Below are 25,533 nucleotides of genomic sequence, written 5' to 3'. Positions count from 1 at the left end.
TACGCCGGTCAGTGCTCGAACACCATGGCGGCGAACGTCGCGCCGTCCCCGGCGCCGACCGCCGCGACCAGGTACCGGTCACCCGGCCGGAGCAGGTCGCGCTGCCGCGCGGTGCGGTAGTTCACGAACGCGTCGGCGCAGAACACGTGCCCGGTCTCGGTCACGTTGTCCAGCAGCACCCGGTCCAGCGGCAGCCCGATCAGCCGGCACAGCCGCTTCCAGGTCATCAGGTTGACGTTGTGCGGCAGCACCAGCCGCAGCTCGGACAGCGCCGTACCGGCCCGGTCCAGCGCCCGGCCGATCACCTCGGCCAGCGCCGGCCGGTACGCCCGCTGGAACCGCGCCGGGGACTCGCCGCCGGCCACGTCGAACTCGCCCCGCTGACGGCAGGCGTACGCGAGGAGCCGGTCCCGGCCGCCACCGGCGCTCAGCAGGCAGGCCGACGAGCCCTCGCTGAACACCGACGTCTCCGGGATGAACTGGGCGTCGCGGGTGAACGCCTTCTCCCCGGTGAGCACGAGCGCGAGCGGAGGGCCGTCCGGCGTGCCCGGTTCGGACGCGAGCAGCCGCCCGGCCACGTCGATCGCGGCCAGCGCGCTCGCGCAGGACTGCTGGGTGAGCGTGAACGCGAGCGCGTGGCCTAGTCCGAGCGTGCGGCACACCTCGTGCAGCGGGTTGACCGGATAGGGGGTGACCACCGGGAACGCCCGCCCGTACACCACGAACCGCACCCGGCTCCGCAGCGCGGGCAGCACGGTGAGGCCGTCCGCCGCGCGCAGCAGCAGGTCGGTCAGGGACAGCCCGGGGTCGCGGCGGACCTCGGTCAGGCCGTGGAAGCGGCCGAACAGGCGGACCTGCATGTCGTTCAGGCCCAGCGGCGCGGCCAGGCTCTCGACCGGCACCCGGCGCTGCGGCAGGAACACCGAGACGGCGTCGATCGCCGTCATACGCGTACCGTCACGCCACGGATCAGATCAGTGACACCGGTGGATGTCAACGCACGTGCGATCATATCGACGTGGCTCGCTTCTTGTTTGTCGTGTTGCCGGTGGAGTCCCATCTGCACGCCCCGGTCGCCATCGCCCAGGAGTTGGAGGCGGCCGGGCACGAGGTGGCCTGGGTCGGGCCGCGCAGCGACCTGCGCCCGCTGGTCGGCCCCGATGCCACGCTGTTCCCGACCGGCAAGCGCTACTACCGCCCCGACGGCGCGTCCGGGCCGGCCTCGGTGCGCAGCCTCTGGGAGGGGCACGTGCTGCCCGCCAACCGGTTCATCCGCGACGCCGCCGACTCGGCGGTCGAGCGGTACGAGCCGGACGTGGTGGTGGCCGACCAGTACGCGCTGGCGGGTGCGCTCGCCGCGCACCGGCGCCGGCTGCCGTGGGCGACGTTCTGCGTCGGCATGCTGGAGCTGACGCCGCCCACAGGGGAGATGCCCGAGTTCACCGACTGGGTGGACGCCCAGGTCCGCCGGGTGTGGGCGATGACCGGCGTACCAGTGGACGAGACGATCGACCTGCGCTTCTCGCCGTACCTCGTGATCGGACTGACCACCACGGCGCTGACCGGCCCGGCGCCGCTGCCGCCGGGCTGCGTGCTCACCGGGCCGGCACTGGGACGGCGGCCGAACGCACCCCCGTTCGCCTGGGAGGCGTGGGATCCCGGCCGCCGGCACGTGCTGGTCACCGTCGGCACGATGGCCGAGCACCTCGCCGCCGACTTCTACCGGCGGATGACGGCGGCGACCGCGCCGCTCGCCGGCCGGGTCCAGGTGATCCTCACCGCCGCACCCGGCCTGGTGCCAGACCCGCCGCCGCACGTGCTGGTCGCGCCCCGGGTGCCGGTGCTGGAGCTGATGCCCCGGCTGGACGCGCTGGTGTCCCACGGCGGTCTGGGCACCGTCTCCGAGGCGCTGGCACACGGTGTGCCGGTGGTGGTCGCGCCGATCCGGCACGACCACCCGGCGGTCGCGAGCCAGGTGTGCCGGGCCGGCGCCGGTCTGGAGGTCGCCTTCCACTCGGCGACCCCGGCGGAGCTGACCGCCGCGCTGAGCGCGGTGCTCGACGAACCGGCGTACCGGGCCGGGGCGCACCGGGTCGGGAAGTCGTTCGGGGCGGCCGGCGGCGCCCGCGCCGCCGCGGCGCACCTCGCCGCGTTGACGCGGACGGCTCCCGACGCCTGACGCATCGACCGTTGTCCAACAGTCGGCGCGGAACTAGCCTGACCTGACGCACCCGCGCCGGCGTCGTGCCGCACGAGGAGGCTCGATGATCGAGGCCACCGGCCTACGCAAGTCCTTCCGGGTCGGACGCGGGCGCGGCGCCACCACGGTCGACGCGGTACGCGGCGTCGACTTCGCGGTACGGCGCGGTGAGATCGTCGGGTTCCTCGGCCCGAACGGCGCGGGCAAGTCCACCACGCTGCGGATGCTCGCCACGCTGATCCGGCCCAGCGGGGGAGCGGCCACCATCGCCGGTGTCGACCTGCTGCGCGCGCCCGCGCAGGTCCGGCGGCGGATCGGCTTCGTGGCGCAGGCCAGCGGCACCTACGACGACTCCACCGCCCGGCGGGATCTGGTGCTCCAGGCCCGGATGCACGGGCTGTCCAAGTCGGTGGCGCAGGAGCTGGCCGCCGGGGCGATCCGCGCGTTCCAGCTCGACGACTTCGCCGACCGCAAGATCAAGACGTACTCGGGCGGGCAGCGCCGCCGTCTCGACGTGGCGCTCGGTGTCATCCACTCGCCGCAGGTCATGTTCCTGGACGAGCCCACCGCCGGGCTCGACCCGCCCAGCCGGGTCCGGATGTGGCAGGAGGTACGGCGGCTGCGCGAGGAGGGCATGACCATCTTCCTCACCACGCACTACCTGGACGAGGCCGACAGCCTCTGCGACCGGGTCTCGATCATCGACGCCGGGCGGATCGTGGCCGAGGGCACCCCGTCGGCGCTCAAACGGGAGATCTCCGGCGACGTGGTCGCCATCGACTTCGCCACCGCCGACGTCGCGGACGAGACCGGCGGCGACCTGCCCGCAGCGACGAAGCTGCTGGCCGAGGCGCCGTACGTGCACGCGGCCGAGCCGGTCGACGGCACGCTGCGGCTCTACGTGGACAGCGCCGCCACCGCCATCCCGCAGATCATGCGGGCGCTCTACGACAGGGGCATCGAGCCCGGCGCGATCGAGGCCCGCCGGCCCAGCCTCGACGACGTGTTCCTGGCCAAGACCGGCCGGTCGCTCGCCGAGTGACCGGACGCCGAGAGGAGTACGGCGTGAAACTCGTCCGCGACACCTGGCTGATCTTCCAGCAGGAGGCCGGCCTGATGGTGCGCAACCCGGTGATGGTGGCGTTCAGCCTGGCCCAGCCGATCACCTACCTGATCCTGTTCGCGCCGTTCCTCAAGGTGGTGATGGTCGACCGGGGCGCCGCGTCCTACGCCGACGCGTACCGGATCTACGTGCCCGGCCTGTTCGTGGCGATGGGCCTGTTCGGTGGCCTGTTCGCCGGCTACGGGCTGCTCGGCGCGCTGCGCGCGGGCATCATCGACAGGTGCCGGGTGACGCCGGTGAGCCGGACCGGCCTGCTGCTGGGCCGGGCGCTCATGCACGTGTGCCTCAACGTGGTCCAGGCCGTCGTGGTCACGCTCGTGGCGCTGCCGTTCGGCCTGCGCGTGCACCTGGCGAACCTGCTCGTCTCGTACGCGCTGCTGTCGGTGATGGTGCTGCTCAGCACCTCGATCTCGTACGACATCGCGTTGCTGGTGCGCAACGAGAACAGCCTCGGCGTGCTGGTGAACACCGTCGGGCAGCCGGTGTCGCTGCTCGCCGGCGTGCTCATCCCGCTCGTGCTGGCGCCGATGTGGATCCAGCGGGTCGCGGTGTGGAACCCGTTCGCCTGGGCCACCGACGGCATGCGGGCGCTGTTCGCCGGCCAGATCGCCCAGACCGTGGTGTGGCAGGGCGCGCTGATCATGTCCGGGCTGGCCGCCGCCAGTCTGTTCTGGTCGTCGCACCTGTTCAACCGCGAGGTCTCCTGACCGTTCGTGCATCGACCATTGTCTCAGCGTGGCGGGCGCTCTAGCCTGATCGTGTCCCCGCTCGGCGGCCGGTACGGGGCGCGGCCGTGACGTGTGTCAGCTGAGGAGGCCACTCGTTGGGTGCCGACAACTTCCGGGCGACGCTGGCGGCCGACACGGAGCTGGGCGCGGGCAACGTGCTGCTCCGGCTGGCCGAGCACGGCGCCGACATGGACATGCCCCGGGTGACGTTCGACGCCGACGTCGACGGCATCCCCGCCTGGACGCCGCTGTCGCTGGCGACGCTCACCGACCGGGTCGCGGCCCGGGCCGCCTGGTTCCGGGCGCGCGGCGTCCGCCGGGCCGACCCGGTCGCGGTGTACGTGACCTCCGCGCCCGACGTGTTCCTCAACTTCCTGGCGCTGACCTGGCTCGGCGCGATCCCGGCGCTGATGAACGGCAACATGCCGGTCCCGCTGGCCGCCGAGTTCGTCAGGCGGCTGCGCGGGGCCGGGGTGGTGGTCGACGCCGACCACGCCGCCCTGGCCGAGCACGACCTCGGCGTGGAGATCCTCGGCGACGCGGCACAGACCGGCAGCGGCGACCCGGCGCAGGCGCCGCCGCACCACCGGCACCACCCCGGGGAACCGGTGGTCATCACCCACTCCTCGGGCACCACCCGGGTGCCTGCCGCGATCGTCCACTCGCACCACGGCCTGTTCGCCGCGATCCGCGCGGTCCGGCTCACCGAGTCCCGGCCGTACGGCGAGGTGCGGGAGATGTCCGCGCTGCCGGCCGCGCACGCCGCCGGGATCATCACGCTCAACCAGGCGCTCTGCAACGGTTACCAGCTGCTGTGCCTGTCCGCGCAGGGCGGGCCGTTCGAGCGCAGCGCGGAGACGATCCTGGACGCGATCGAGCGGTGGCGCCCCACCGGCGTCTTCGGCTTCGCGGTGACCTGGTCCGAGCTGGCCCGGGTCGACCTGACCACCCGCGACCTCAGCTCGGTGCGCAACTGGTTCAACACCGGTGACTGCGCCCACGAGGCGCACGTACGGCGGCTGGTCGCCGTCGGCAGCCACCCCGCGTACACCCGCGACGGCATGGTCGACGTCCCCGGCTCCAAGTTCGTCGACATGCTCGGCTCCACCGAGATGGGCCACGGCGCGTTCCGGATCACCCACCGGCTCGGCAGCGACCGCTACGACCGCTGCGTCGGCAGGCCGTACCCGTTCGCCGAGATCGCGCTGCTCGACGTGGACACCGGCGAGGAGGTCCCGCCGGGGCAGGTGGGGCACGTCGGCCTGAAGTCGCCGACGCTGGCGCTCGGCTACTGGAACGACTCGGTCACCACGTACCGGACGCGGCTGGGTGGCTACTACCTGACCGGTGACCTGATGTACCGCGACGCGGCCGGCGACTACCACCACGTCGACCGGGCCAGCGACGCGGTCGACCTGGGCGGCGGGACCTGGCTGTACACCGCGCTGTCCGAGGAGCGCATCCTCCGGCACTGCCCGGACGTCCGCGACTGCACCGTCCTCGCGGCGGCGGGGGAGGACGGCACGACAGTGACCGACGTGCTGCTCCTGCTCGCCGCCGACGCCGATCCGGCGCACGACCGTACCGGCCGGGTCCGGGCCGCGCTGGGGCCGGCGGTGTCCGCGACGCTGCGCCGGGTGGTGACGGTCCCCGACGACGACGTGGTCATGGGGCCCACCGGAAAGGTCCGCAAGTTCCTGATGCGACAGCGGCTGCTGGCCGACGCCGGAGCGCCCGGCGCGGGCTGACCGGCGGAGACCGACGGAGACCGACGGCTGGCGTGGCCGTGCCAGAATCCGGCCGTGTCCTACCTCCCCTCGCAGCCGTATCCGCCGATGCCCGGCGGCGTCAGCCCGCTGATCGCCTACCCGCACCCGATCACCCCGCCGCCCGGCTGCGGTGTGCTCGTCGTCTCGGTGAACCGCGGGCCGTACCTGATCCCCGTGCCGGTGACCAGCCGCTTCAAGATCGACCGCCGGGTGGTCGCGATTCCCGGCGAGGGGACGTGGCACGTCGCGGTCCCGGCCGGCGCGCACGACGTCCGGTACACCGACTTCATGGGTGTTCCGATCGTCACCACGACGCTCGCTGTGCAGCCCGGCGCCGCGCACCACCTCTCGTTCCGCTTCGGCGGGTGGCGCAACCGGGTGCACGACGGGTACGGCACCGATGTCACCCGGTTCGGCATGTGGTCCAACTACAGCGTCACGCTGGTCCTGCTGGCCGTCGTCGGCCTGGTCTGCTGCGGGGTGCTCGGGCTGGTCGTGGGCTCGAATCCCTGATCCCGTCCGGCCTGCGGGCCTGGTCGCTCCGCCAGCGCAGCGACCAGGTCTGCTTCACGCCGAACATGCAGGCCCAGGCGTTCAGCGGCGTGCCCGTCGACGTCCGGGTGGTGATCGGTCACCCGGTCGAACGGCGAGCCGTCAGATGTGGACGGTCCGGTCGGGCCCGCTCGTGTGCGGAGCGGCACCGGCGGTGTTGATCCGGAACAGAGCCGAGAAGTTTCGGAATCTTGTCGCCTCCATCGGTGGTCGAAAGCCCGTCGCCGATCCGTCGGTGCTGATCGGATGCCCTTTCCGGCAGCCGTGACGCCCGTTCAGTGCTTGGGTCGGGGTTACCAAAACATTTCCGGAACTTGTTGACAGGGTGAATCGGCGCTCCAATACTGTGGCCATCGGCATATCTCGATCGATGTCGATGTCCGACCACCACCGTGGCGCGGTTGTCGCCCCGGTCCCGCCGTCCGCGGGCGGGCGAGCGCACCCGGCTCGCGCCACCCGGCTGGCCGCCCGCCAGCCGTCACAGGGAGGAAACCCGTCCATGAAAGACGCCCCCGTCCGCACAGGCATCCGCAGGCGCGGACGCCTCAGGATGGTCCTCGGCGGCGCCTGCGCCGTGGCGCTGATCGCCGCCGGGGCGACGGCGGTCACGTCAGGCCCGGCCTACGCCGACACCACCGTCACGTCGAACTCGACCGGCACCAACAACGGCTACTTCTATTCCTTCTGGAAGGACAGTGGCAACGTCTCCATGACCATGGGCAACGGCGGTCAGTACAGCACCCAGTGGAGCAACATCAACAACTTCGTCGCCGGCAAGGGCTGGAACCCGGGCGGCCGCCGCACGGTCGGCTACTCCGGCAGCTTCAACCCGTCCGGCAACGCGTATCTGACGCTCTACGGCTGGACGCGCAACCCGCTCGTCGAGTACTACATCGTGGACAGCTGGGGTAGCTGGCGCCCGCCGGGCAGCGGCTACATGGGCTCGGTGTCCTCCGACGGCGGCACGTACGACATCTACCGCACCCAGCGGGTCAACGCCCCCTCGATCGAGGGCACGCGGACGTTCTACCAGTACTGGAGCGTCCGGCAGTCGAAGCGCGTGGGTGGCACCATCACCTCCGGCAACCACTTCGACGCCTGGTCGCGCTACGGCATGAACCTCGGTTCGCACGACTACCAGATCCTGGCCACCGAGGGCTACCAGAGCAGCGGCAACTCCAACATCACGATCGGCGGGACCGGCGGTGGCAACCCGACCACCCCGCCGCCGAACAACGGTGGCTGCACGGTCGGTGTGAACCGGGCCGAGGAGTGGGGCGACCGGTTCAACGTGACCTTCTCGGTCAGCGGCACCAGCAGCTGGGTGGTCAGCATTCAGACCCAGGGCGGGCAGAGCCTGCAGAACAGCTGGAACGCGTCGATCAGCGGCACCAGCGGCACGCTCACCGCGCGCCCGAACGGCAACGGCAACAACTTCGGCATCACGCTCTACAAGAACGGCAACAGCAACACGCCGACGGCGACCTGTTCCGCCGCCTGAGCCCTTTTCCGGGGAGGGGATGCCGCGCGCAAGGCGCGCGGCATCCCCGTTTTCGTGCGCCCGGACCGTGCCGGTGTGACGGCCGACACACCTGGACAGAAACTTGATTCATTCCAAAAGAGCGGACTAAGGTCGTCGCATGACGGCCGACTTCGAGACGCAGCTCCGGGCGGTCTCGTTGCGGGTGACCCGGCCCCGCGTGGCAGTGCTGGCCGCGCTGCGTGACCACCCGCACGTCGACACCGACACGGTGATCGCCCTGGTCCGCGCCGAGCAGCCCACCGTGTCCCACCAGGCGGTCTACGATGTGCTCCGGGCACTCACCGACGCCGGGCTGATCCGGCGCATCCAGCCGGCCGGCGCCACGGCCCGCTACGAGTCGCGGGTGGGAGACAACCACCACCACGTCGTGTGCCGTTCCTGCGGCGCCATCGCCGACGTCGAGTGCGCAGTCGGCCGCGCCCCCTGTCTCACCGCCTCCGACGACCACGGCTTCGTGGTGGACGAGGCGGAGGTCGTCTACTGGGGCACCTGCCCCGGCTGCGCGGCCGACCGCACCGCCCAGTGATCCGCCAGCTCGGAAGGAAGCAGATGAGCGACACCCAGGACAACCGGCCCGTCAGCCCGCAGGGCGTGGACGCCAAGGAGGCGGCCGGCTGCCCGGTCGCGCACGACTCCGTGACCGCGCACGGCAGCGAGAGCGAGAATCCGGCGATCGACTCGCCGACCCCGAAGACCGGCGGTCGTCCGCGCAGCAACCGCGACTGGTGGCCCAACCAGCTCGACCTGTCGGTGCTGCACGCCCACTCGTCCAAGGGCAATCCGCTGGGCCCGGAGTTCAGCTACGCCAAGGAGTTCGCCAAGCTCGACGTCGAGGCGCTCAAGCGGGACATCACCGAGGTCCTCACCACCTCGCAGGACTGGTGGCCGGCCGACTTCGGCCACTACGGCGGCCTGATGATCCGGATGAGCTGGCACGCCGCGGGCACCTACCGCATCGAGGACGGCCGCGGTGGCGCCGGCGACGGCGGGCAGCGGTTCGCCCCGCTGAACAGCTGGCCGGACAACGCCAACCTGGACAAGGCCCGCCGGTTGCTCTGGCCGGTCAAGCAGAAGTACGGCCAGAAGATCTCCTGGGCCGACCTGCTGGTGCTCGCCGGCAACGTGTCCCTGGAGTCGATGGGCTTCAGGACCTTCGGCTTCGGCTTCGGCCGTGAGGACGTCTGGGAGCCGGAGGAGATCTTCTGGGGCCCCGAGGACACCTGGCTGGGCGACGAGCGCTACGCCTCCGAGAAGGACATGGTGGCCGGCGTCGGCGCGACCGAGATGGGTCTGATCTACGTCAACCCGGAGGGCCCGCGCGGCAACGCCGACCCGCTCGCCGCGGCGCACTTCATCCGCGAGACGTTCCGCCGGATGGCGATGAACGACGAGGAGACAGTCGCGCTGATCGCCGGCGGCCACACGTTCGGCAAGACCCACGGCGCCGGGCCCGCCGACCGGCACGTCGGCGCCGAGCCGGAGGCCGCGCCGCTGGAGGCGCAGGGCCTGGGCTGGCTGAGCACGTACGGCGAGGGCAAGGGCGGCGACACGATCACCAGCGGTCTCGAGGTGACCTGGACCGACAAGCCGACCCAGTGGAGCAACCGGTTCTTCGAGATCCTCTTCGGCTACGAGTGGGAGCTGACCACCAGCCCCGGTGGCGCCAAGCAGTGGGTCGCCAAGGACGCCGAGGCGATCATCCCGGACGCGCACGACCCGTCGAAGAAGCACAAGCCGACGATGCTCACGACCGACCTGTCGCTGCGCGTCGACCCGGCGTACGAGAAGGTCTCCCGCCGCTTCCTGGAGAACCCGGAGGAGTTCGCGCTGGCGTTCGCCAAGGCCTGGTACAAGCTGCTGCACCGGGACATGGGCCCGGTCAGCCGCTTCCTCGGCCCGTGGGTGCCGGAGGCCCAGCTCTGGCAGGACCCGGTTCCGGCCGCCGCGCACGACGTGGTGAACGACGCCGACGTCGCCGCGCTCAAGGCGAAGGTGCTGGAGTCCGGCCTCACCACCGCCCAGCTGGTCTCCACCGCGTGGGCCTCGGCCGCGAGCTACCGCTCCACCGACAAGCGCGGCGGCGCCAACGGCGCGCGGATCCGGCTGGAGCCGCAGCGCAACTGGGAGGTCAACCAGCCGGAGCAGCTCGCCGCCGTGCTGGCCACCCTGGAGGGCGTCCAGCAGGAGTTCAACGCGGCCGGCGGCGCCCAGATCTCGCTCGCTGACCTGATCGTGCTGGCCGGCTCGGCCGCTGTCGAGCAGGCGGCGCGCGACGCCGGCGTCGAGGTCACGGTGCCGTTCCACCCCGGTCGTACCGACGCCATCCAGGAGCAGACCGACGTCGAGTCGTTCCGGGTGATGGAGCCGCGCGCCGACGGGTTCCGCAACTACCTGCGGCCGGGCGAGAAGACCCAGCCGGAGGTGCTGCTCGTCGACCGCGCGTACATGCTGAACCTGACCGCGCCGGAGATGACCGTCCTGGTCGGCGGCCTGCGCGCGCTCGGCAACAACGTAGGCGGCGCCGCGCACGGCGTGCTCACCGACCGGCCGGGCGTGCTCACCAACGACTTCTTCGTCAACCTGCTCTCCCCGGGCACCCGGTGGAAGGCGGCGGAGTCCGAGGAGCACGTGTACGAGATCCGCGACCTGGCGACCGACCAGGTGAAGTGGACCGCCACCGCGGTCGACCTCATCTTCGGCTCCAACTCGCAGCTGCGGGCGCTCGCCGAGGTCTACGCCAGCGACGACGCGCGGGAGAAGTTCGTCCGCGACTTCGTCGCCGCCTGGACGAAGGTCATGGAGCTGGACCGCTTCGACCTGGCCTGATCCGCCACATCTGAGCGAGCCCCGGTCCGTCGCGCCGCGACGGACCGGGGCTTCTCCGTGTCCGGCGGGGTGCCGGGCGCACCCGGCCCACCGTCGACCTACCCGCGAACATCGTTGTCGAGTACAAGTACGTCAAGAAGAACCCGGACGGCACGGTGATCTGGGAGTCCGGCGCGAACCGGACGCTCACCACGCCGGCCGGCGGCACCCGGGCCGTCAGCGACACCTGGCGCTGACGATCGTGCGGCCCGTCCCCCTACGGGCCGCATCCGCGCCGGTCAGACGGCCGCGAACGACCGGACCCGGGCCGGGTTGCCGCAACCGGCCCGACGAACCCGGAGATCGCGGCCCGGGTGTTCCTGTCACCGAAGCCCGTCGAGTACCACCTCGGCAACATCTACCGGAAGCTGCGGCTGCGCTCCCGGCCGGAGCTGACCGGCCACCTGTCCGGCCCGCCGGCTGCGGGCCGACCATCCGGCCGGACGGCCGCCGCCAGTGCCGCGGCCAGGCACGCCACCGCGGCGAGCACCAGCGGCGGCCGGCCGCCGACCGCGACCGCCGCCGACCCGAGCGGGATGGCCAGCGTGATCGGGCCGAACATCACGGTGTTCGCGGTCCCGGCGACCCGACCGAGCATCGCCTGCGGCGTGTACGTCTGCACGGCGGTGACCGCCGCCACGAGCGTCCACGGCAGACCCGCACCGACGACGACCGAGGCGGCCACAGTGCCCGGCCACCAGGGCAGGCAGCGCCCCAGACAGCCGGCGGCGAACAGGACCGCGCCCGCGGCACCGACAGCGATCCCGCCGTGGCGACGGACGAGCCGGCCGACGACGAGCCCGCCGAGCAGTGACCCGCCGCCCTGCGCACTCGCCAGCACACCGAGGAACGTCGACGGCAGCGCCAGGTCCGTCACCACCACGTCGTACAGCGCCGCGGTGGTGAGGCCGGACATCGCGATGGACACCGCCGCGAGCGCCACCGGTACGCGTACCGCCCGCCGGGCCAGCAGCGCGGCGAGGCCGTCCCGCACCCCCACCGGGCGTGCGGCCGGGGGAGCGGGGACGGGCCGCGTCAGGCGCAGCGCGCCGTACAGGGCGGCCACGAGCACCGGTACGACGGCGGCGAGCACCGCGACGACGTGCCCGCCCCGCCACGCGTACAGGCCCGCCCCGGCCAGCGGCGCCACCAGCTTCATGCCCTCCTGTGCGCTGGACCGCCAGCCGTTGACGTCGGCCAGCCGGGCCGGGGGGAGCGCGGCGGGCAGCAACGCGGTCTCGCCGGCGTCGACGAGCACGTAGCCGATGCCGTAGGCGAGCGAGACGGCGTAGATCAGCCACGCCTCGCCGGGCCCCCGTACCGCCAGCAGGCTCAGCAGCGCGGCGGCGAGCGCGAGGTCGACACCGATCACCAGCGGACGCCGGGGCACCCGGTCGAGCAGGCCGCCGAGCCACGGGCCGGCCAGCGTCGGGGCGTAGACGCAGAGCCCGGCCAGCGCGGCGAGCCCGGTGGACCCGGTGAGATCGAGGATCCAGATGCCGGAGACCAGGGCCATGGCGCTGCCGCCGAGGCCGGACAGCAGCGAGACGGCCACGAACAGGACGGCGTTGCGGCGCATGGATCCCCCGAGAGGTTGAGTCTGATGGACTCATATCCTCCGGAGTTGAGCCTTCCCAGGGCAATGCCTCCGACGATCGTCAATGCGATGTTGACAGTGCGGCGGTGATGCGCCGGGCCGCGTCGCGTGCCGGAACCGGCAACCGGCGTCCGGCCCCGGCCAGGTCGTCGGCGAGGTGCGCGGCCAGCGCGTGCAGCGGCCCGGCGGGGGCGTCCAGCGCGAGTGCGCAGGTGCGGCGCGTCAACGCCGCGCGGGGGAAGCGGCCGTCCCACGCGCGGTCCGTCTCGAACCAGCGGTGCAGGTCGGTGACCGCCGCCCGCAGCACGGGCAGGTCGGGGGAGCCGGCCGGATCGAGCCGGGCCAGGCGGGTCCGCCGGGCCGCGACGAGGCGTTGCCGGCGCTGCTCGGCGGCCTGCCGGCTGCCCAGGCCCAGCGCCCGCGCGATGTCGGTCCAGGTGGCGCCGTCGTGCCGGGCCCGGTCGATCAGGTCCAGCTCGCGGTCGTCCAGCCGGACCCGGGCCGCGGCGATCTCGGACAGGCGGTCCAGGGTCACCTGTCAATGCTACATTGACATCGGCCCGGGAGCGTCAGTCCTCCGGGACGCCCGGGCCCACCTCGCCGCGCGCCAGGTGCTCCGCGTTGCGGTCGGCCTCGCTCTCCGCGTTCTCCGCCCCGGCGCCCGGATCCCGGGTACGCCGCCCCTCGGCGTCCTGGAACACCTGCCCGCGCTCGAGCGCGCCCTCCTGCTGCCGCTGGAACTGCTCCGGATCAGTCATGTCCGTCAGGTGCCCCGGCGACCGCGCGGCAAACCGGTACGTCAGCGCGGCGGCGAGACGTACAGGCCCGTCCGGCAGCCGGTCTCGCCGGGCTCCAGCCAGATGCGGTCGTACCCGGGACTCTCGATCTTCCCGGCCGGCGTGCGGACGAGCAGGAGGCAGTCGCGTTCGGCCGGTACGCCGACGGCGGCGACGAGCGCGCCCTCGTGCACTGTCGTGTCGACGGTGATCCAGTCCTGTGGGAAGGCCGCCCGCACCGCGCCCGCCAGCGTGTCCGGGGTGGCGCTGCGCAGCACGGCGGTGAGCCGCTGCCGCCCGTCCTCGGGCACCCTCGGCACCGGTGCGGCGGTGGGCGGTGGGGGAGCGGCCCCGCTCGGACAGTCGATCTCCCGGTAGGTCGTGTAGCGGTAGAGCTGGAACTCGTACCGGTAGCAGCGCGCGGCCTCGCCGGCGGTGTTGCTCGCGCCGCCGATCGACACCGGCGGCCGCTCCAGCACCGTCACCACGAACCGTACGTCGACGGTGGCCCGCTCGTCGCCGGCCGTGCGGCCGGACCAGGCCACCGCCTCCCGCCGGACTGTCGCACCGCCGCCGGACGCGGCGTCCTCCGGCTCCTGGACGATCTCGGCCGCCGCGATCGACCCGGCGTCCCGTGACCGGTTGCGGTGCCCCAGCTCCGTGTTGAGCTGCTTCGCCTCGGCCGCCGCGGTGTCGCGCGCCAGAGCGTCGCCGCTCTCCTCCCCGATCCCCTTCCCGCACCCCGCCGACGCGAGGAGGAGCACCGCAAGCGTCCAGCGGATCCACAGGTGACGGGACGGAGGTGTCCGCCCGTCAGCGCTGCGTGTCCGGTTCACCGCGCGGACGTTACCGGCGCGCCGGGCGCCGCGCTGCCCCGTACGCGGGGGCCGTTGGTCCCGGGTCCGACAGGCCCTCGGCCCTGCGACCCACCTAGGGCCGCGCGGCATGCTGGGATTGCCCGGCGCGGGTGGCGACGACATGGAGGACGATGTGCTGATCAACGGCGGGCCCGCGACAGCGACGACGCCCACCGAGATCTCTCCGGCCCCCGCGACCGGGCTCGGCTCGGCCGAGGCGGCCGCCCGGCTGCGCGCCGACGGGCCGAACACCGTGGCCGCACCGCGCAAGCGCGGGCTGGCCGGCCGGGTGTTCCGCCAGCTCACCGATCCGCTGGTGGCGCTGCTGCTGGCCGCCGCCGTGGTGACCACGCTGCTGCGCGACTACCCGGACACCGCGGTGATCGTGCTGGTCGTCCTGATCAACACGGCGATCGGCGTGGTGCAGGAGGTACGCGCCGACCGGGCGGTCGCCGCGTTGGACCGGCTCGCCGCACCGACCGCGCGTGTGGTCCGCGACGGCCGCGACCTCGTGCTGCCCGCCGCCGACCTGGTCCGCGGCGACCTGGTCCGGCTGGAGGCCGGCGACGTGGTGCCCGCCGACCTGGACCTCACCGACGCGGTACGTCTCAGCCTGGACGAGTCGGCGCTGACCGGCGAGTCGGTGCCGGTGGCCCGGCTCGCGGGGGAGGAGGCGAGCGCGGGCACCGTGGTCACCACCGGCCGCGCCACCGGCACCGTGGCGCGCACCGGCGCGGCGAGCGCGCTGGGCCGGATCAGCGCCCTGGTCGCGGCGACCCGGCCGGCGCCCACCCCGCTGCAACGGCGCCTGTCCTCGCTCGGCCGGGTGCTCGGCCTGACCGCCGTGGTGCTCTCCGGGCTGGTCTTCGCGATCGGCGTGCTCGACGGGCGGCCGGTCACGCAGATGGCGGTCACCGCCGTCAGCCTCGTGGTGGCGGCCGTGCCGGAGTCGCTGCCCGCCGTCGTCACGCTCGCGCTCGCCCTGGGTGCGCGCCGGATGGCCGGCAGCCGGGCCATCCCCCGCCGGCTGCACGCCGTGGAGACCCTCGGCTCGGTCACCGTGATCGCCTCCGACAAGACCGGCACGCTCACCGAGGGCCGGATGGCCGTGCAGTACGCGGTCGTCCCCGGCCGTGACCGCTACGCCGTCACGGGCACCGGCTACGCGCCCGACGGCGAGGTGCGCCATCGGGGCGAGCCGGTGAGCGCCCCGGACGAGCTGCGCGCTCTCGCCCGCGCCGGGCTGCTCTGCAACGACGCCACGGTGACGCCGCCGACCGACGAGCGGCCCGAGTGGACCGCGATCGGTGACCCGCTGGAGGCGGCGCTCGTCACGTTCGGCGCCCGATGCGGCCTGGACCCGGACACCACCCGCAACGCCTGGCCCCGCGTGACGGAGGCCCCGTTCGACCAGGACCTGCGCCGCATGACCACAGTGCACCGCCGCTGCGACGGGCGCTACCTGGTGGTCTGCAAGGGCGCGCCGGAGAACCTGCTGGCCGCGCCGCTGGTGGACGCCGACGCCGGGGAACTGGCCGAGCTGACCGACGCCGCGGACCGGCTCGCCGCCGAAGGGCTGCGGGTGCTGGCGGTGGCCTCGGCGGTGGTCGACACCCTGCCGGACCCGGCCCGCCCGGCCGGCCTGCGCCCGCTGGGCCTGGTCGCGGTCGGCGACCCGCTGCGCGCGGCGGCCCCCGGCATCGCCGCGGGCTTCGAGGAGGCCGGCATCCGGCTGGTCCTCATCACCGGCGACCACCCGGCGACCGCCGCCGCCATCGGCGGGCGGCTCGGGCTCTGGCGTGACGGCGACCCGCTCGCCAACGGCGACGACGGCGACCCCGGCCGCGCCCACCCGGAGACCCGGGTGTACGCGCGGACCCAGCCGGAGCAGAAGCTCGACATCATCGCCGGTCTCCAGACCCATGGGCACGTGGTGGCGATGACCGGCGACGGCGTCAACGACGCCCCGGCGCTGCGCCGCGCGGACATCGGCGTGGCGATGGGCGGCGGCACCGAGGTGGCCCGGCAAGCCTCCGACCTCGTGCTCGTCGACGATGACCTGACCACCGTGGCGACCGCCATCGGCGAGGGCCGCCGGATCTACGACAACATCCGCCGGTTCCTGCGGTACGCGCTCGCCGGTGGCGTCGCCGAGATCGCGGTGATGCTGCTCGGCCCGTTGTTCGGCCTGCCGGTGCCGCTGCTGCCGGCGCAGATCCTCTGGATCAACCTGCTCACCCACGGCGTTCCCGGTGTGGCGCTCGGCGCGGAACCGGCCGAGCCGGGCACGCTGCGCCGGCCGCCCCGCTCGCCGCAGGAGTCGGTGCTCGGCGCCGGCCTGGGCCGGGACGTGCTGCTCACCGGCGGGCTGATCGCCGCGGCGACGCTGGGCGCCGGCGTGTGGGCCGCGGCGGCGGACCGTCCGTGGCAGTCGGTGGTGTTCGTGGTCCTCGGCCTGGCCCAGCTCGGCGTGGCGCTGGCGGTCCGCGCGATCCGTGCCCCGGGCTCGCGCGAGCGCAACCTCGCGCTGCCGGTGGCGGTCGCGGTCTCCGCTGTGCTCCAGGTGGCGGGCGTGCTGCTGCCGCCGCTGCGCGAGCTGCTCGGCACGTCCCCGCTCAGCGCGCTCGACCTGCTCGCCTGCGCCGCGATCGGCGTGCTGCCCGGGCTGGTGCTGAGGCTGACCCGCCGCTTTCGCGGGACCAACGGCCCCACGCCGGGACCGCCGGCCCTGCCGGGCCGGCCGTCTGACGGGCAGGCTGAGGACGAGCGAAGGAGGACGACATGACGATCCACTCGCAGGCCCCCGTCGTGGTGGGTGTGGACGGCTCCGCCGCCTCGCTGGACGCGGTCCGGGTGGCCGCCCGCGAGGCCGCCGACCGGAACCGGCCGCTGCAGGTGGTCCACGCGTTCATCTGGCCGCTGACCCGCGCGCCGCTCACCCCGGCCCCGGGTGCGCCCGCCGGCGCCGGCCTGCGCAACCAGGCCGAGCGGTGCGTCGCCGAGGCGGTCACCGAGGCCCGCAAGGTCGCGCCGGACGTACCGGTCACCGGCGTGGTTGTCGACGGCGCTCCGGCGCCGGTGCTGGTCGCCGAGTCCCGCGACGCGGCGCTGATCGTGCTCGGCCACCGCGGCCTGGGCGGATTCGCCGGTCTGCTGATCGGCTCGGTCACGCTCCAGGTGTCGGCCCGCGCGCACTGCCCGGTGCTGGTGACGCGCGGCGAGGCGCGCGCCGACGGCCCGGTCGTGGTGGGTGTGGACGGCTCCGAGCTGTCCACGGCGGCGGTCGGGTTCGCGTACGAGGAGGCCGACCGCCGGGGCGCGTCGCTGATCGCTGTGCACGCCTGGCTGTACCCCACTCCGATCGGCCCCGGCGACATCCTGCCCCTGGTGTACGACCCGGAGGCGCTCGCCGAGGAGTCCCGGCGCGTCGTCGCCGAGTCGATCGCCGGCTGGGCCGAGCGCTACCCGGACGTGCCGGTGCGGCAGCGGTCGATCTCCGGCGCCCCGGCCCGGGTGCTTGTCGAGGAGTCGAAGGACGCCCAGCTGGTGGTGGTCGGCGCGCACGGCCGGGGCGCGCTGGGCGGGCTGCTGCTCGGCTCGGTCAGCCACGCGGTGCTGCACCACGCCCACTCGCCGCTGGTGATCGTGCGCAACGGCGCCTGACCCCGCGACAGCGCCCGACCAGGCGACAGCGCCGGACACCGTGACGGCCCCCGACCCGCGGCAGCGCCGGACACCGTTACTGCGTCAGGCGCTGCGGACCGTGGTGAGGTCGGCCAGCCCGGAGATGGTCAGCAGCGGCTCCAGCAGCGGGCCGGCGATCAGCGCGATCCGGCCGGCGTGCGGGAACAACGCGGCCAGCCCGGCGCTGTCCAGGTACTCCACCCTGGTGAGGTCCACGACCAGGGGTTCGCCGTCGGGGCGTACGGCTTCGGCCAGCGCGTCGGCGAAGGCGGACGCGTTGCTCATGTCGATCTCACCGGTGGCTGCCAGCACGCGGACGCCGTCCGTGCTGTCGCTCGTGGTCAGGGTCAGGGACGTGCTCATGGCGTGATCCTCGCCTGCATGTCGACTGTGGTGCCGGTGGCCCCCGGGGTGACGCTGATGCTGTCCATCAACGCGCGCATGAGCACGAGCCCCCGGCCGCGGTGCGGGTCGGAGGGTTGGTCCCGGTCCCGCCAGTGGCCGCTGTCGGTGACGCTCAGGCGAAGGGCGCCGGCGGTGGCGGCGGCGCGCAGCCGGATCCGGCCGCCCGGGTCGTCGCGGTGCCCGTGCTCGATGGCGTTGGCGCACGCCTCCCCGGCCGCGACCAGGATGTTGTAGGCGTGGGCCGGGGCGAGCCCGCAGCGGTCCAGCCATCCCCGCAGCGCGCTGCGGACCTCGGTCAGCCGCGTCGACTCGGCCGGGAACTCCAGCTCCAACGGCCCGGGATGGCGGTAGAGCAGCAGCGCCACGTCGTCGTGGTAGCCGCCGTCGGGGGTGAGCCGCTCCATGATCTCGGTCGCCAGGACCTCGACCGGCGCGTGGTGCCCCTGCTGGATGGCGTCGGTGGCGCGGGCGATGCCGGCGGTGATCGGCTGGCCGCGGCGTTCCACCAGGCCGTCGGTGTAGAGCATCAGGGTGGCGCGCGGCTGCACCGTCGCCTCCGCCTCCGGGCGTTCCTGGCCCGGACGGACGGCCAGCGGCCGGGACCGGCCGTGTTGCAGCAGCTCGGGAGTGCCGTCGGCGCGGACCACGATGGCCGGCGGATGACCGGCGCTGGAGTAGCGCATCAGGCCGGTGGCCGGGTCGAGGACACCGCAGAAGACGGTGGCGCAGGACGCTCCCGGCAGCAGCGCGGCGAACCGGTCCAGCGCCACCAGCGTCCGTGCCGGGCTCGGGTCCTGCAACAGCAGGGCGCGGCAGGCGCTGCGCAGCTGGCCCATCACCGTCGCGGCCTGAAGGCCGTGTCCCACGCAGTCGCCGACCACGATGCCGATGCGCCCGTCCGGCAGTTCCACCGTGTCGTACCAGTCGCCGCCGACCTTGAGTGGCATCGCGGCGGGGGAGTACCGCACCGCGAAACCGGCGGGGAGCTGCGCCGGGCCGAGGATCGCCCGTTGCAGGGCCAGCGCGGTCTCCCGCTGCTGGTCGATCTGGTGCACCCGGTGCAGCCCCTGGCCGATGTGGCCGGCCAGCAGCGCCAGCAGCGTCTGGTCCTGTTCGGTGAAGGGCCGCTTCTCGCCCAGGTCGATCCAGAGCGCCATGGCGCCGTGCGGGTGCTCGACGGCGATGCCGGCGCCGTGCGTACGCGTCGCCACCGGCGTCAGCAGCGGGGTGTCCCGCAGCGCGAGCAACGCCTGCCGGCGCTCCGGCGGCAACGTGTCCCACCGTGCCGCCGGGTCGGTGGCGGTCACCTCGGGGGCGGGTGGGTCGCCGAAGACGGCGGTGAGCACGCCGGCCGCTCGCCACAGCTTGCGCAGCTCGTCCAGCACCCCGAGCAGCGCGTCGGTGAGGTCGTCGGCCTGCGACAGCCGCATGCTGAGCCCGGCCAGGGCGGTCTCCCGCTGCACGGCGTAGTGCTCGGCGGTGACGTCGCGGAACGTGCCGACGATCATCCGGCGGCCGGTGTCCGGGTCGTCGACCTGGTTGAACGCGGCCGAGATCCAGATCCGGTGCCCGTCGCGGTGGGTCACCGGCACTGTGTACGTGCCACGGGTCTGCCCCACGAGTCTCGAGAACGCCTCCGCCACCTGGCGATGCGCCTCGGGCTCGGCCTCCCGGTCCGGCCACCACGGGTGCACCGCCGGGTAGGGCAGGCCCTCGATCCCGTAACCGAGGATGCCGGTGAACGCCGTGTTGATCTCGACCACCGCGCCGTCCTCGTCGCAGACGAAGAACGCCTCCTGCAACGAGTCGACGAGCGCGGTACGCCAGCGGGCGTGGTGGTTGCGCAGCCGGGCCAGCTCCACGTTCGCGCGTACGCGGGCCAGCAGCTCGGCGGCCGGGAACGGCTTGACCAGGTAGTCGTCGGCGCCGGCCTCCAGCCCTTCGATCGAGGCCTCCTGCCCGGCGCGGGCGGACAGCAGCAGCACCGGGGTGCCGGCCGTCCGCTGGTCGGCGCGTAGCGCGGCGACCAGTTGCAGGCCGTCGAGCCGGGGCATCATCACGTCGCTGACCACCAGGTCGGGGGTGTGCGCGCGGGCGGCGTCCAGCGCGGCCTGCCCGTCGGCGACCGCGTGGACCTCGTGCCCGGCCGAGCGCAACAGCCGGGTGAGGTACTCCCGCATGTCGGCGTTGTCGTCGGCCACCAGGACGCGGGCCGGCGCCGCGCCGGGCAGCGGCTGGACCGGCCCGCCGGCCGGGTCGTCAACGTCGGCGGCGGTGCCCGGTTCGGCCGGCAGCCAGCGCAGCGCCTCCTGCACGAACGGCTCGGCCGACGCCGGCGTCCGGCCGGTGCCCGCCGGGGCGAGCGCGTCGGCCGGCAGGTGGGCGGTGCCGAACGGCAGCCGGATGGTGAAGGTGGTGCCCCGGCCCACGGTGCTGAGCGCGTCGATGTCGCCGCCGTGCAGCGTGACCAGCTCCCGGACCAGGGCCAGGCCGATCCCGCTGCCCTCGCCGGAGCGGGAGCGGGCGTTCTCGATGCGGTGGAACCGCTCGAACAGGCGCGGCATCTCGTCGGCGGGTACGCCGATGCCGGTGTCGGAGATCCGCAGCACCGCCGTGTCGCCCTCGCCGCGCAGCTCCACCCGGACGGCGCCGTCGAATGTGAACTTCAGCGCGTTGCTGAGCAGGTTCAGCACCACCTTCTCCCACATGCCGCGGTCCAGGTGCACCGGCTCGGGCAGGGGCTGGCAGTCCACCTCGAAGGACAGACCGGCCCGTTCGATCGCCGACCGGAAGACGCTCGCCAGGTCGGCGGTCACCTCGGCCAGGTCCACCGGCTCGTAGCGGGCCTGCATCCGCCCGGCCTCGATCCGGGAGAAGTCGAGCAGGCTGTTCACGAGCTTGCCCAGGCGCAGGCCGTTGCGGCGGATGACGTCCAGCTCGGCGCGGACCTGCTCGTCGGCGTCCGGCAACCGGCCGCGCAGCTCGTCCAGCGGTCCCATGATCAACGTAAGCGGGGTGCGGAACTCGTGGCTGATGTTGGAGAAGAAAGCGGTCTTCGCGCGGTCCAGCTCGGCGAGTTCCTCGGCCCGCCGCTGCTGCGCCTGGTAGCTGCGGGCGCTGGCGATCCCGGTGGCCAGGTGCCCGGCGGTCAGCTCGACGAAGCCACGGTACCCGTCGTCCAGCGCCCGGTAGCGGTTCAGTCCGGCGACCAGGAACCCGTACGGCGCTCCGCCCTGCTGCCGCAGCGGCACCAGGAGCGCCTCGGCCGGCGCGGCGGGCCAGACGCCCGCGGGCAGGTCCGTGAAGGCGGCGCCGTCGAGCGCGACCCGCACCGGCTCGCCGTCGGTGAGGGCGCCGGCCGGCCACGGTGCGGCGGGGTCGCCGAGGGACAGCGTGGCCGGGGCCGCCGGGTGGCCCGCGGCCAGCCCGGTCGTCTCCACCAGCCGGGCGTCACCGTCGTCGTACAGGTAGGTGAGCGTGAACGGCAGGTCCTGCGGGTTGCGGGCCAGCTGACGGCTGACGAACCCGAGCGTCTCCTGTTCGGTGCGGATGACGCTCGGGTCCGAGCCGAGGTCGCGCAGCGTCGCCAGCCGTCGTTCACCGATGACCCGCTCGGTGTCCTCGCTGACCACACAGAGCATCCCGACCAGGCTGCCGTCGTCGGCGCGCAGCGGGCTGTAGGAGAACGTGTGGTACGTCTCCTCCCGGTAGCCGGCGCGCTCCAGGAACAGCAGCAGGCCCTCGTCCCAGGTCGCCTCGCCGGTGCGCAGCACGGTGTCGACGCGGGGGCCGATGTCGTCCCAGATCTCCGCCCACACCTCGTTCGCCGGACGCCCCAGCGCCCACGGGTACTTGCGGCCGAGCGTGTCCCGCCGGTAGGCGGCGTTGCAGAAGAAAGTGAGCTGCGGCCCCCAGGCCATCCACATCGGGAACCGGGAGGACAGGAGGATCCGCACCGCGGTCCGCAGGCTCTGCGGCCAGGTGCCCGGCGGGCCCAGGGGGTGCGCCGACCAGTCGATGCGCGCCAGGTCCGGCCCGATCTCACGGTCGACGGCGAAGACGTCGGCACGCGTACGCGGGTCGGTGTCAGCGCCGCTCATCGCCCGAGTCTCCCCCCACCCCGTCCGATCCCGCTCGTCCGGGCCGCGTCGCGGCCTCGTGATCGCTTCTTGCCCCGTCACGCCCCCGGCACTCCACCCGGGGCGGGGAGATCTGACTCACGTGACGGCATCGGGGCAGGGCAGGGGTTCGTGGCGCGGCAAAGAGAAAGGCGAGGAGACAACTCTCCTCACCACTATCAACGTATATCGCACCCCGGGTCTTGCCGCAAGGCCCCGGTCATGCCGCAGAATCATCGGCCGATGCGGGTCGAGCTGCGAAAACGGGGGCACGGCATGACCGGACGGTACGTGTGGCAACTGCACGAGGTCGACGGGACGCGGATCGCCGCGTTCGGTGGCAAGGGCGCGCGTCTGGGGGCGTTGACGCGGATCGACGGGGTGCGCGTACCTCCGGGTTTCTGCGTCACCACCGACGCGTTCCGGCTGGCCGTGGCGCGGACGCCGGCGTTGGCCGGCCCGCTGGACCGGCTCGCCCGCGCGGACGCGGACGACCCGGCGGCGATCCGCACGGCCGCCGCCGACCTGCGTCGCGCCGTCGAGCGGACCGCGCTACCGGGCGACGTCGCGGCGGCGGTCACCGCCGCGCTGGCCGGGCCCGGTGTGGACGCCGCGTACGCCGTGCGGTCGAGCGCGACAGCCGAGGACCTGCCGACCGCCTCGTTCGCGGGCCAGCAGGACACCTACCTGAACGTGGTCGGCACGGCCGAGGTGCTGCGCCACGTGAGCCGCTGCTGGGCCTCGCTGTTCACCGACCGGGCGGTGACCTACCGGCGGCGCCACGGCATCGACGACCGTGCCGTGGACATGGCCGTGGTGGTGCAGCGGATGGTCGTACCGGACGCGGCCGGGATCATGTTCACCGCGGACCCGGTCACCGGCGACCGGACGGTGGTCTCGGTGGAGGCCTGTTTCGGTCTCGGCGAGGCCCTGGTCTCCGGCCTGGTGAACCCGGACGTCTTCACGGTGCGCGACGGCGCGGTGGCCGGACGGACGATCGGCGCGAAGGCGCGGGCGGTGCACGCGGCGCCCGGCGGCGGCACCCGGGAGACGCCTGTCGACCCGGCGCGGCAGGCCCAGCCCGCGCTGACCGACGCGCAGGCGGTACGCCTCGCCGCGCTGGGCCGGCGGATCGAGGCGCGCTTCGGGTGTCCGCAGGACATCGAGTGGGCCCTGACCGGCGACGACGTCCACATCCTCCAGAGCCGGCCGATCACCACGCTGTTCCCGGTGCCGGCGTCCGCCGCCGACGGGCGGTTCCACGTCTACCTGTCGGTCGGCCACCAGCAGATGATGACCGACGCGATGAGGCCGCTGGGCCTGTCGACGTGGCGGCTGACCGCCGTGGCACCGATGCACGAGGCGGGTGGGCGGCTGTTCGTCGACGCCACGCCGCACCTGTCCACCCCGATGGGTCGTACCGCGTTCCTGGGCATGATCGGCCGGGCCGACCCGCTCACCCGGGACGCGCTGGACACGGTCCTCGCCCGGGACGTCGTGCCGACGGTGCCGGACCCGGTCCCGGCGGGCCCGCCCGCGGGCGGGCCGCCACAGCCGATCGACACCGACCCGGCGGTCGTCACCACGCTCGTCGAACGCAGCCGGGAGTCGCTCGCCGCCCTGCGCCGCGACATCGGCACCCGGTCCGGGACCGAGCTGTTCGACTTCCTGATCGAGGCGTTCGCCGAGCACAAGCGGGTGCTCACCGACCCGTTGAGCGGCCAGGCGATCATGGCGGGGATGCAGGCCACCTGGTGGCTCAACGACAAGCTGGGGGAGTGGCTCGGCGAGCGCGACGCCGCCGACACGCTCACGCTGTCCGCGCCCGGCAACGTCACCTCCGAGATGGGCCTGGCGCTGCTCGACGTGGCCGACGTGATCCGCGCGTACCCCGAGGTGGTGGCGTTCCTGCGGGACGCGGCCGACGACGGGTTCCTGGACGAGTTGCCGAGGCTGCCGGGCGGCGTCGAGGCGCGCGACGCCATCGCCGGCTACCTCGACCGGTACGGCATGCGCTGCGTCGGCGAGATCGACATCACCCGGCCACGGTGGAGCGAGCGTCCCGTGACGCTCGTGCCGCTGATCCTGGACAACGTCCGCAACTTCGCCCCGGGCGCCGCCGCGCGTCGTTTCGCGCAGGGCCGGGAGCAGGCCGAGACGAAGGCCCGGGAGGTGCTCGACCGCCTGCGCGCGCTGCCCGACGGGGAGCGCAGGGCCGCCGAGACGCAGGCTGTGATCGAGCGGGTACGGACGTTCGCCGGCTACCGGGAGTACCCGAAGTACGACATCGTGAGCCGCTACGCCGTCTACAAGCAGGCGCTGATGGGTGAGGCCCGCCGGCTGGCGCGCGCCGGTGTGCTCGCCGGTCCGGAGGACGTCTTCTACCTCACCTTCGACGAGTTCCGCGAGGTCGCGGCCACCGGATCGGTGGACGCCGCGCTGATCCGCAGGCGCCGGGAGGAGTTCCGGGCGTACCGGGCGCTCACCCCGCCACGGGTGCTCACCTCCGACGGCGAGGCCCTCGACGGCTCGTACCGGCGCGACGACGTGCCACCGGGCGCCCTGGCCGGGCTGGCGGTCTCGGCCGGCGTCGTCGAGGGGCGGGCGCGGGTCGTGACGGACCTGGCCGGTGCCGATTTGGAGCCGGGCGACATCCTGGTGACCGCGCACACCGACCCGAGCTGGACGCCACTGTTCGTGGGCGCCGCCGGGCTGGTGACGGAGGTCGGCGGGCTGATGACGCACGGCGCGGTGATCGCCCGCGAGTACGGCCTGCCCGCAGTGGTGGCGGTGCCGGACGCGACCCGGCTGATCCCCGACGGCGGGCGGATCCGCGTGCACGGCATCGACGGGTACGTCGAGCTGCTGCCCTGACCGCTGCGGCATGCTCGATGATGGAGGTCCGGCGAGCGGGGAGGCGCGATGCGGATCGGGGAGCTGTCGGCGCGTACCGGGGCCAGCGCCCGGTCCATCCGGTACTACGAGCAGCAGGGCCTGCTCGCCGCCGTGCGCACCGCGAGCGGGCAGCGGGTCTTCGCCGACTCGGCGGTGGCCCGGGTCCGCCTCATCCAGCGGCTGTTCGACGCCGGGCTGAGCAGCCGCCGGATGGCCGAGCTGCTGCCCTGCGTGACCGATCCGGAGATCCGCACCTCGTGGCTCACCGACCGGCTGCGCGAGGAGCGGACCCGGATGACCGCCGAGATGGCACGGCTCGCGCACGCCGTCGCGGTGCTCGACGACGTGGTGTCCGACATGACGGTGACCGAGGACACCCGGGATCCGGCCGCCTGAGCGCTTGCCCTTGACACCGGTGTCA

Annotated in this window: 19 protein-coding genes and 1 pseudogene; 13 read left to right on the top strand and 7 right to left on the bottom strand. The window is 73.7% G+C overall.

Translation table 11 applies throughout. The features are described from left to right. Positions 1-8 precede the first annotated feature (8 nt). The gene (locus O7622_RS21865; RefSeq protein ID WP_282310052.1) at positions 9-947 is read right to left on the bottom strand and encodes a 3-oxoacyl-[acyl-carrier-protein] synthase III C-terminal domain-containing protein; all 939 of its coding nucleotides are present in this window, start codon (positions 945-947) and stop codon (positions 9-11) included. Positions 948-1,018: 71 nt separating this feature from the next. Here O7622_RS21865 and O7622_RS21860 point away from each other — a divergent pair, with 71 nt between their 5' ends. The 9 genes and pseudogenes from O7622_RS21860 to O7622_RS21820 form a co-directional block, all read left to right on the top strand. Beyond that, the gene (locus O7622_RS21860; RefSeq protein ID WP_282310051.1) at positions 1,019-2,179 is read left to right on the top strand and encodes a glycosyltransferase; all 1,161 of its coding nucleotides are present in this window, start codon (positions 1,019-1,021) and stop codon (positions 2,177-2,179) included. Positions 2,180-2,264: 85 nt separating this feature from the next. Then, a complete protein-coding gene (locus O7622_RS21855) occupies positions 2,265-3,242 on the top strand; it encodes an ATP-binding cassette domain-containing protein (RefSeq protein WP_282310050.1) in 978 nt (325 codons plus the stop codon). 23 nt (positions 3,243-3,265) lie between these two features. Next, positions 3,266-4,030: an ABC transporter permease gene (locus O7622_RS21850; RefSeq protein WP_282310049.1), complete on the top strand. Its 765-nt coding sequence runs from the start codon at positions 3,266-3,268 to the stop codon at positions 4,028-4,030. 116 nt (positions 4,031-4,146) lie between these two features. Further along, complete coding sequence (locus O7622_RS21845) at positions 4,147-5,799, top strand: class I adenylate-forming enzyme family protein (protein ID WP_282310048.1); 1,653 nt, start codon at positions 4,147-4,149, stop codon at positions 5,797-5,799. Between the two features lie 54 nt (positions 5,800-5,853). Beyond that, a complete protein-coding gene (locus O7622_RS21840; RefSeq protein ID WP_282310047.1) occupies positions 5,854-6,333 on the top strand; it encodes a hypothetical protein in 480 nt (159 codons plus the stop codon). Between the two features lie 538 nt (positions 6,334-6,871). Beyond that, a complete protein-coding gene (locus O7622_RS21835; RefSeq protein ID WP_282310046.1) occupies positions 6,872-7,873 on the top strand; it encodes a glycoside hydrolase family 11 protein in 1,002 nt (333 codons plus the stop codon). Positions 7,874-8,012: 139 nt separating this feature from the next. Next, positions 8,013-8,441, top strand: coding sequence for a Fur family transcriptional regulator (locus O7622_RS21830; protein ID WP_013286851.1), 429 nt, complete (start codon positions 8,013-8,015; stop codon positions 8,439-8,441). Positions 8,442-8,464: 23 nt separating this feature from the next. Next, positions 8,465-10,741 (top strand): catalase/peroxidase HPI, encoded by a 2,277-nt coding sequence (katG, locus tag O7622_RS21825; protein ID WP_282310045.1) that lies wholly within the window; start codon positions 8,465-8,467, stop codon positions 10,739-10,741. A gap of 83 nt (positions 10,742-10,824) precedes the next feature. Beyond that, positions 10,825-10,977, top strand: a pseudogene (locus O7622_RS21820) (carbohydrate-binding module family 20 domain-containing protein); the annotation flags it as partial. A 161-nt stretch (positions 10,978-11,138) separates the two neighbouring features. Here the strand turns inward: O7622_RS21820 and O7622_RS21815 are convergent. The 4 genes from O7622_RS21815 to O7622_RS21800 all read right to left on the bottom strand — a co-directional run bounded on the left by O7622_RS21815 (position 11,139) and on the right by O7622_RS21800 (position 13,989). Then, positions 11,139-12,359 (bottom strand): MFS transporter, encoded by a 1,221-nt coding sequence (locus O7622_RS21815; RefSeq protein ID WP_282310044.1) that lies wholly within the window; start codon positions 12,357-12,359, stop codon positions 11,139-11,141. Positions 12,360-12,438: 79 nt separating this feature from the next. Beyond that, positions 12,439-12,912: a hypothetical protein gene (locus O7622_RS21810; protein WP_282310043.1), complete on the bottom strand. Its 474-nt coding sequence runs from the start codon at positions 12,910-12,912 to the stop codon at positions 12,439-12,441. Positions 12,913-12,946: 34 nt separating this feature from the next. Beyond that, positions 12,947-13,135 carry a hypothetical protein gene (locus O7622_RS21805; protein ID WP_030268462.1) on the bottom strand — a complete coding sequence of 63 codons (189 nt, stop codon included), beginning with the start codon at positions 13,133-13,135 and terminating at the stop codon, positions 12,947-12,949. 41 nt (positions 13,136-13,176) lie between these two features. Continuing rightward, positions 13,177-13,989 carry a hypothetical protein gene (locus tag O7622_RS21800; RefSeq protein ID WP_282310042.1) on the bottom strand — a complete coding sequence of 271 codons (813 nt, stop codon included), beginning with the start codon at positions 13,987-13,989 and terminating at the stop codon, positions 13,177-13,179. 142 nt (positions 13,990-14,131) lie between these two features. Between O7622_RS21800 and O7622_RS21795 the strand changes: the two genes are divergently transcribed. Beyond that, positions 14,132-16,795: a cation-transporting P-type ATPase gene (locus tag O7622_RS21795; protein ID WP_282310041.1), complete on the top strand. Its 2,664-nt coding sequence runs from the start codon at positions 14,132-14,134 to the stop codon at positions 16,793-16,795. Next, positions 16,792-17,673, top strand: a complete 882-nt coding sequence (locus O7622_RS21790) for a universal stress protein (protein WP_282310040.1) — start codon at positions 16,792-16,794, stop codon at positions 17,671-17,673. Before O7622_RS21795 ends, O7622_RS21790 begins: the two co-directional genes overlap by 4 nt. Before the next feature lie 84 nt (positions 17,674-17,757). Here O7622_RS21790 and O7622_RS21785 read toward each other — a convergent pair whose 3' ends face one another. Continuing rightward, positions 17,758-18,057 carry an STAS domain-containing protein gene (locus O7622_RS21785; protein ID WP_282310039.1) on the bottom strand — a complete coding sequence of 100 codons (300 nt, stop codon included), beginning with the start codon at positions 18,055-18,057 and terminating at the stop codon, positions 17,758-17,760. After that, positions 18,054-22,199 (bottom strand): SpoIIE family protein phosphatase, encoded by a 4,146-nt coding sequence (locus O7622_RS21780; RefSeq protein ID WP_282310038.1) that lies wholly within the window; start codon positions 22,197-22,199, stop codon positions 18,054-18,056. The genes O7622_RS21785 and O7622_RS21780 overlap by 4 nt, the downstream gene beginning before the upstream one ends. A 294-nt stretch (positions 22,200-22,493) precedes the next feature. Between O7622_RS21780 and rph the strand changes: the two genes are divergently transcribed. Next, entirely contained in the window at positions 22,494-25,091 is a 2,598-nt protein-coding gene (rph, locus tag O7622_RS21775; protein WP_282310037.1) for a rifamycin-inactivating phosphotransferase, read from the top strand. Between the two features lie 48 nt (positions 25,092-25,139). Then, positions 25,140-25,508 carry a MerR family transcriptional regulator gene (locus tag O7622_RS21770; RefSeq protein ID WP_282310036.1) on the top strand — a complete coding sequence of 123 codons (369 nt, stop codon included), beginning with the start codon at positions 25,140-25,142 and terminating at the stop codon, positions 25,506-25,508. The last annotated feature ends 25 nt before the right edge of the window (positions 25,509-25,533 follow it).

The organism is Micromonospora sp. WMMD1076 (genome assembly GCF_029581475.1).
Classification (GTDB): Bacteria; Actinomycetota; Actinomycetes; order Mycobacteriales; family Micromonosporaceae; genus Micromonospora; species Micromonospora aurantiaca.
Note: the sequence above shows the minus strand (reverse complement) of the source record. Positions and strands in the feature narration are given on the sequence as shown.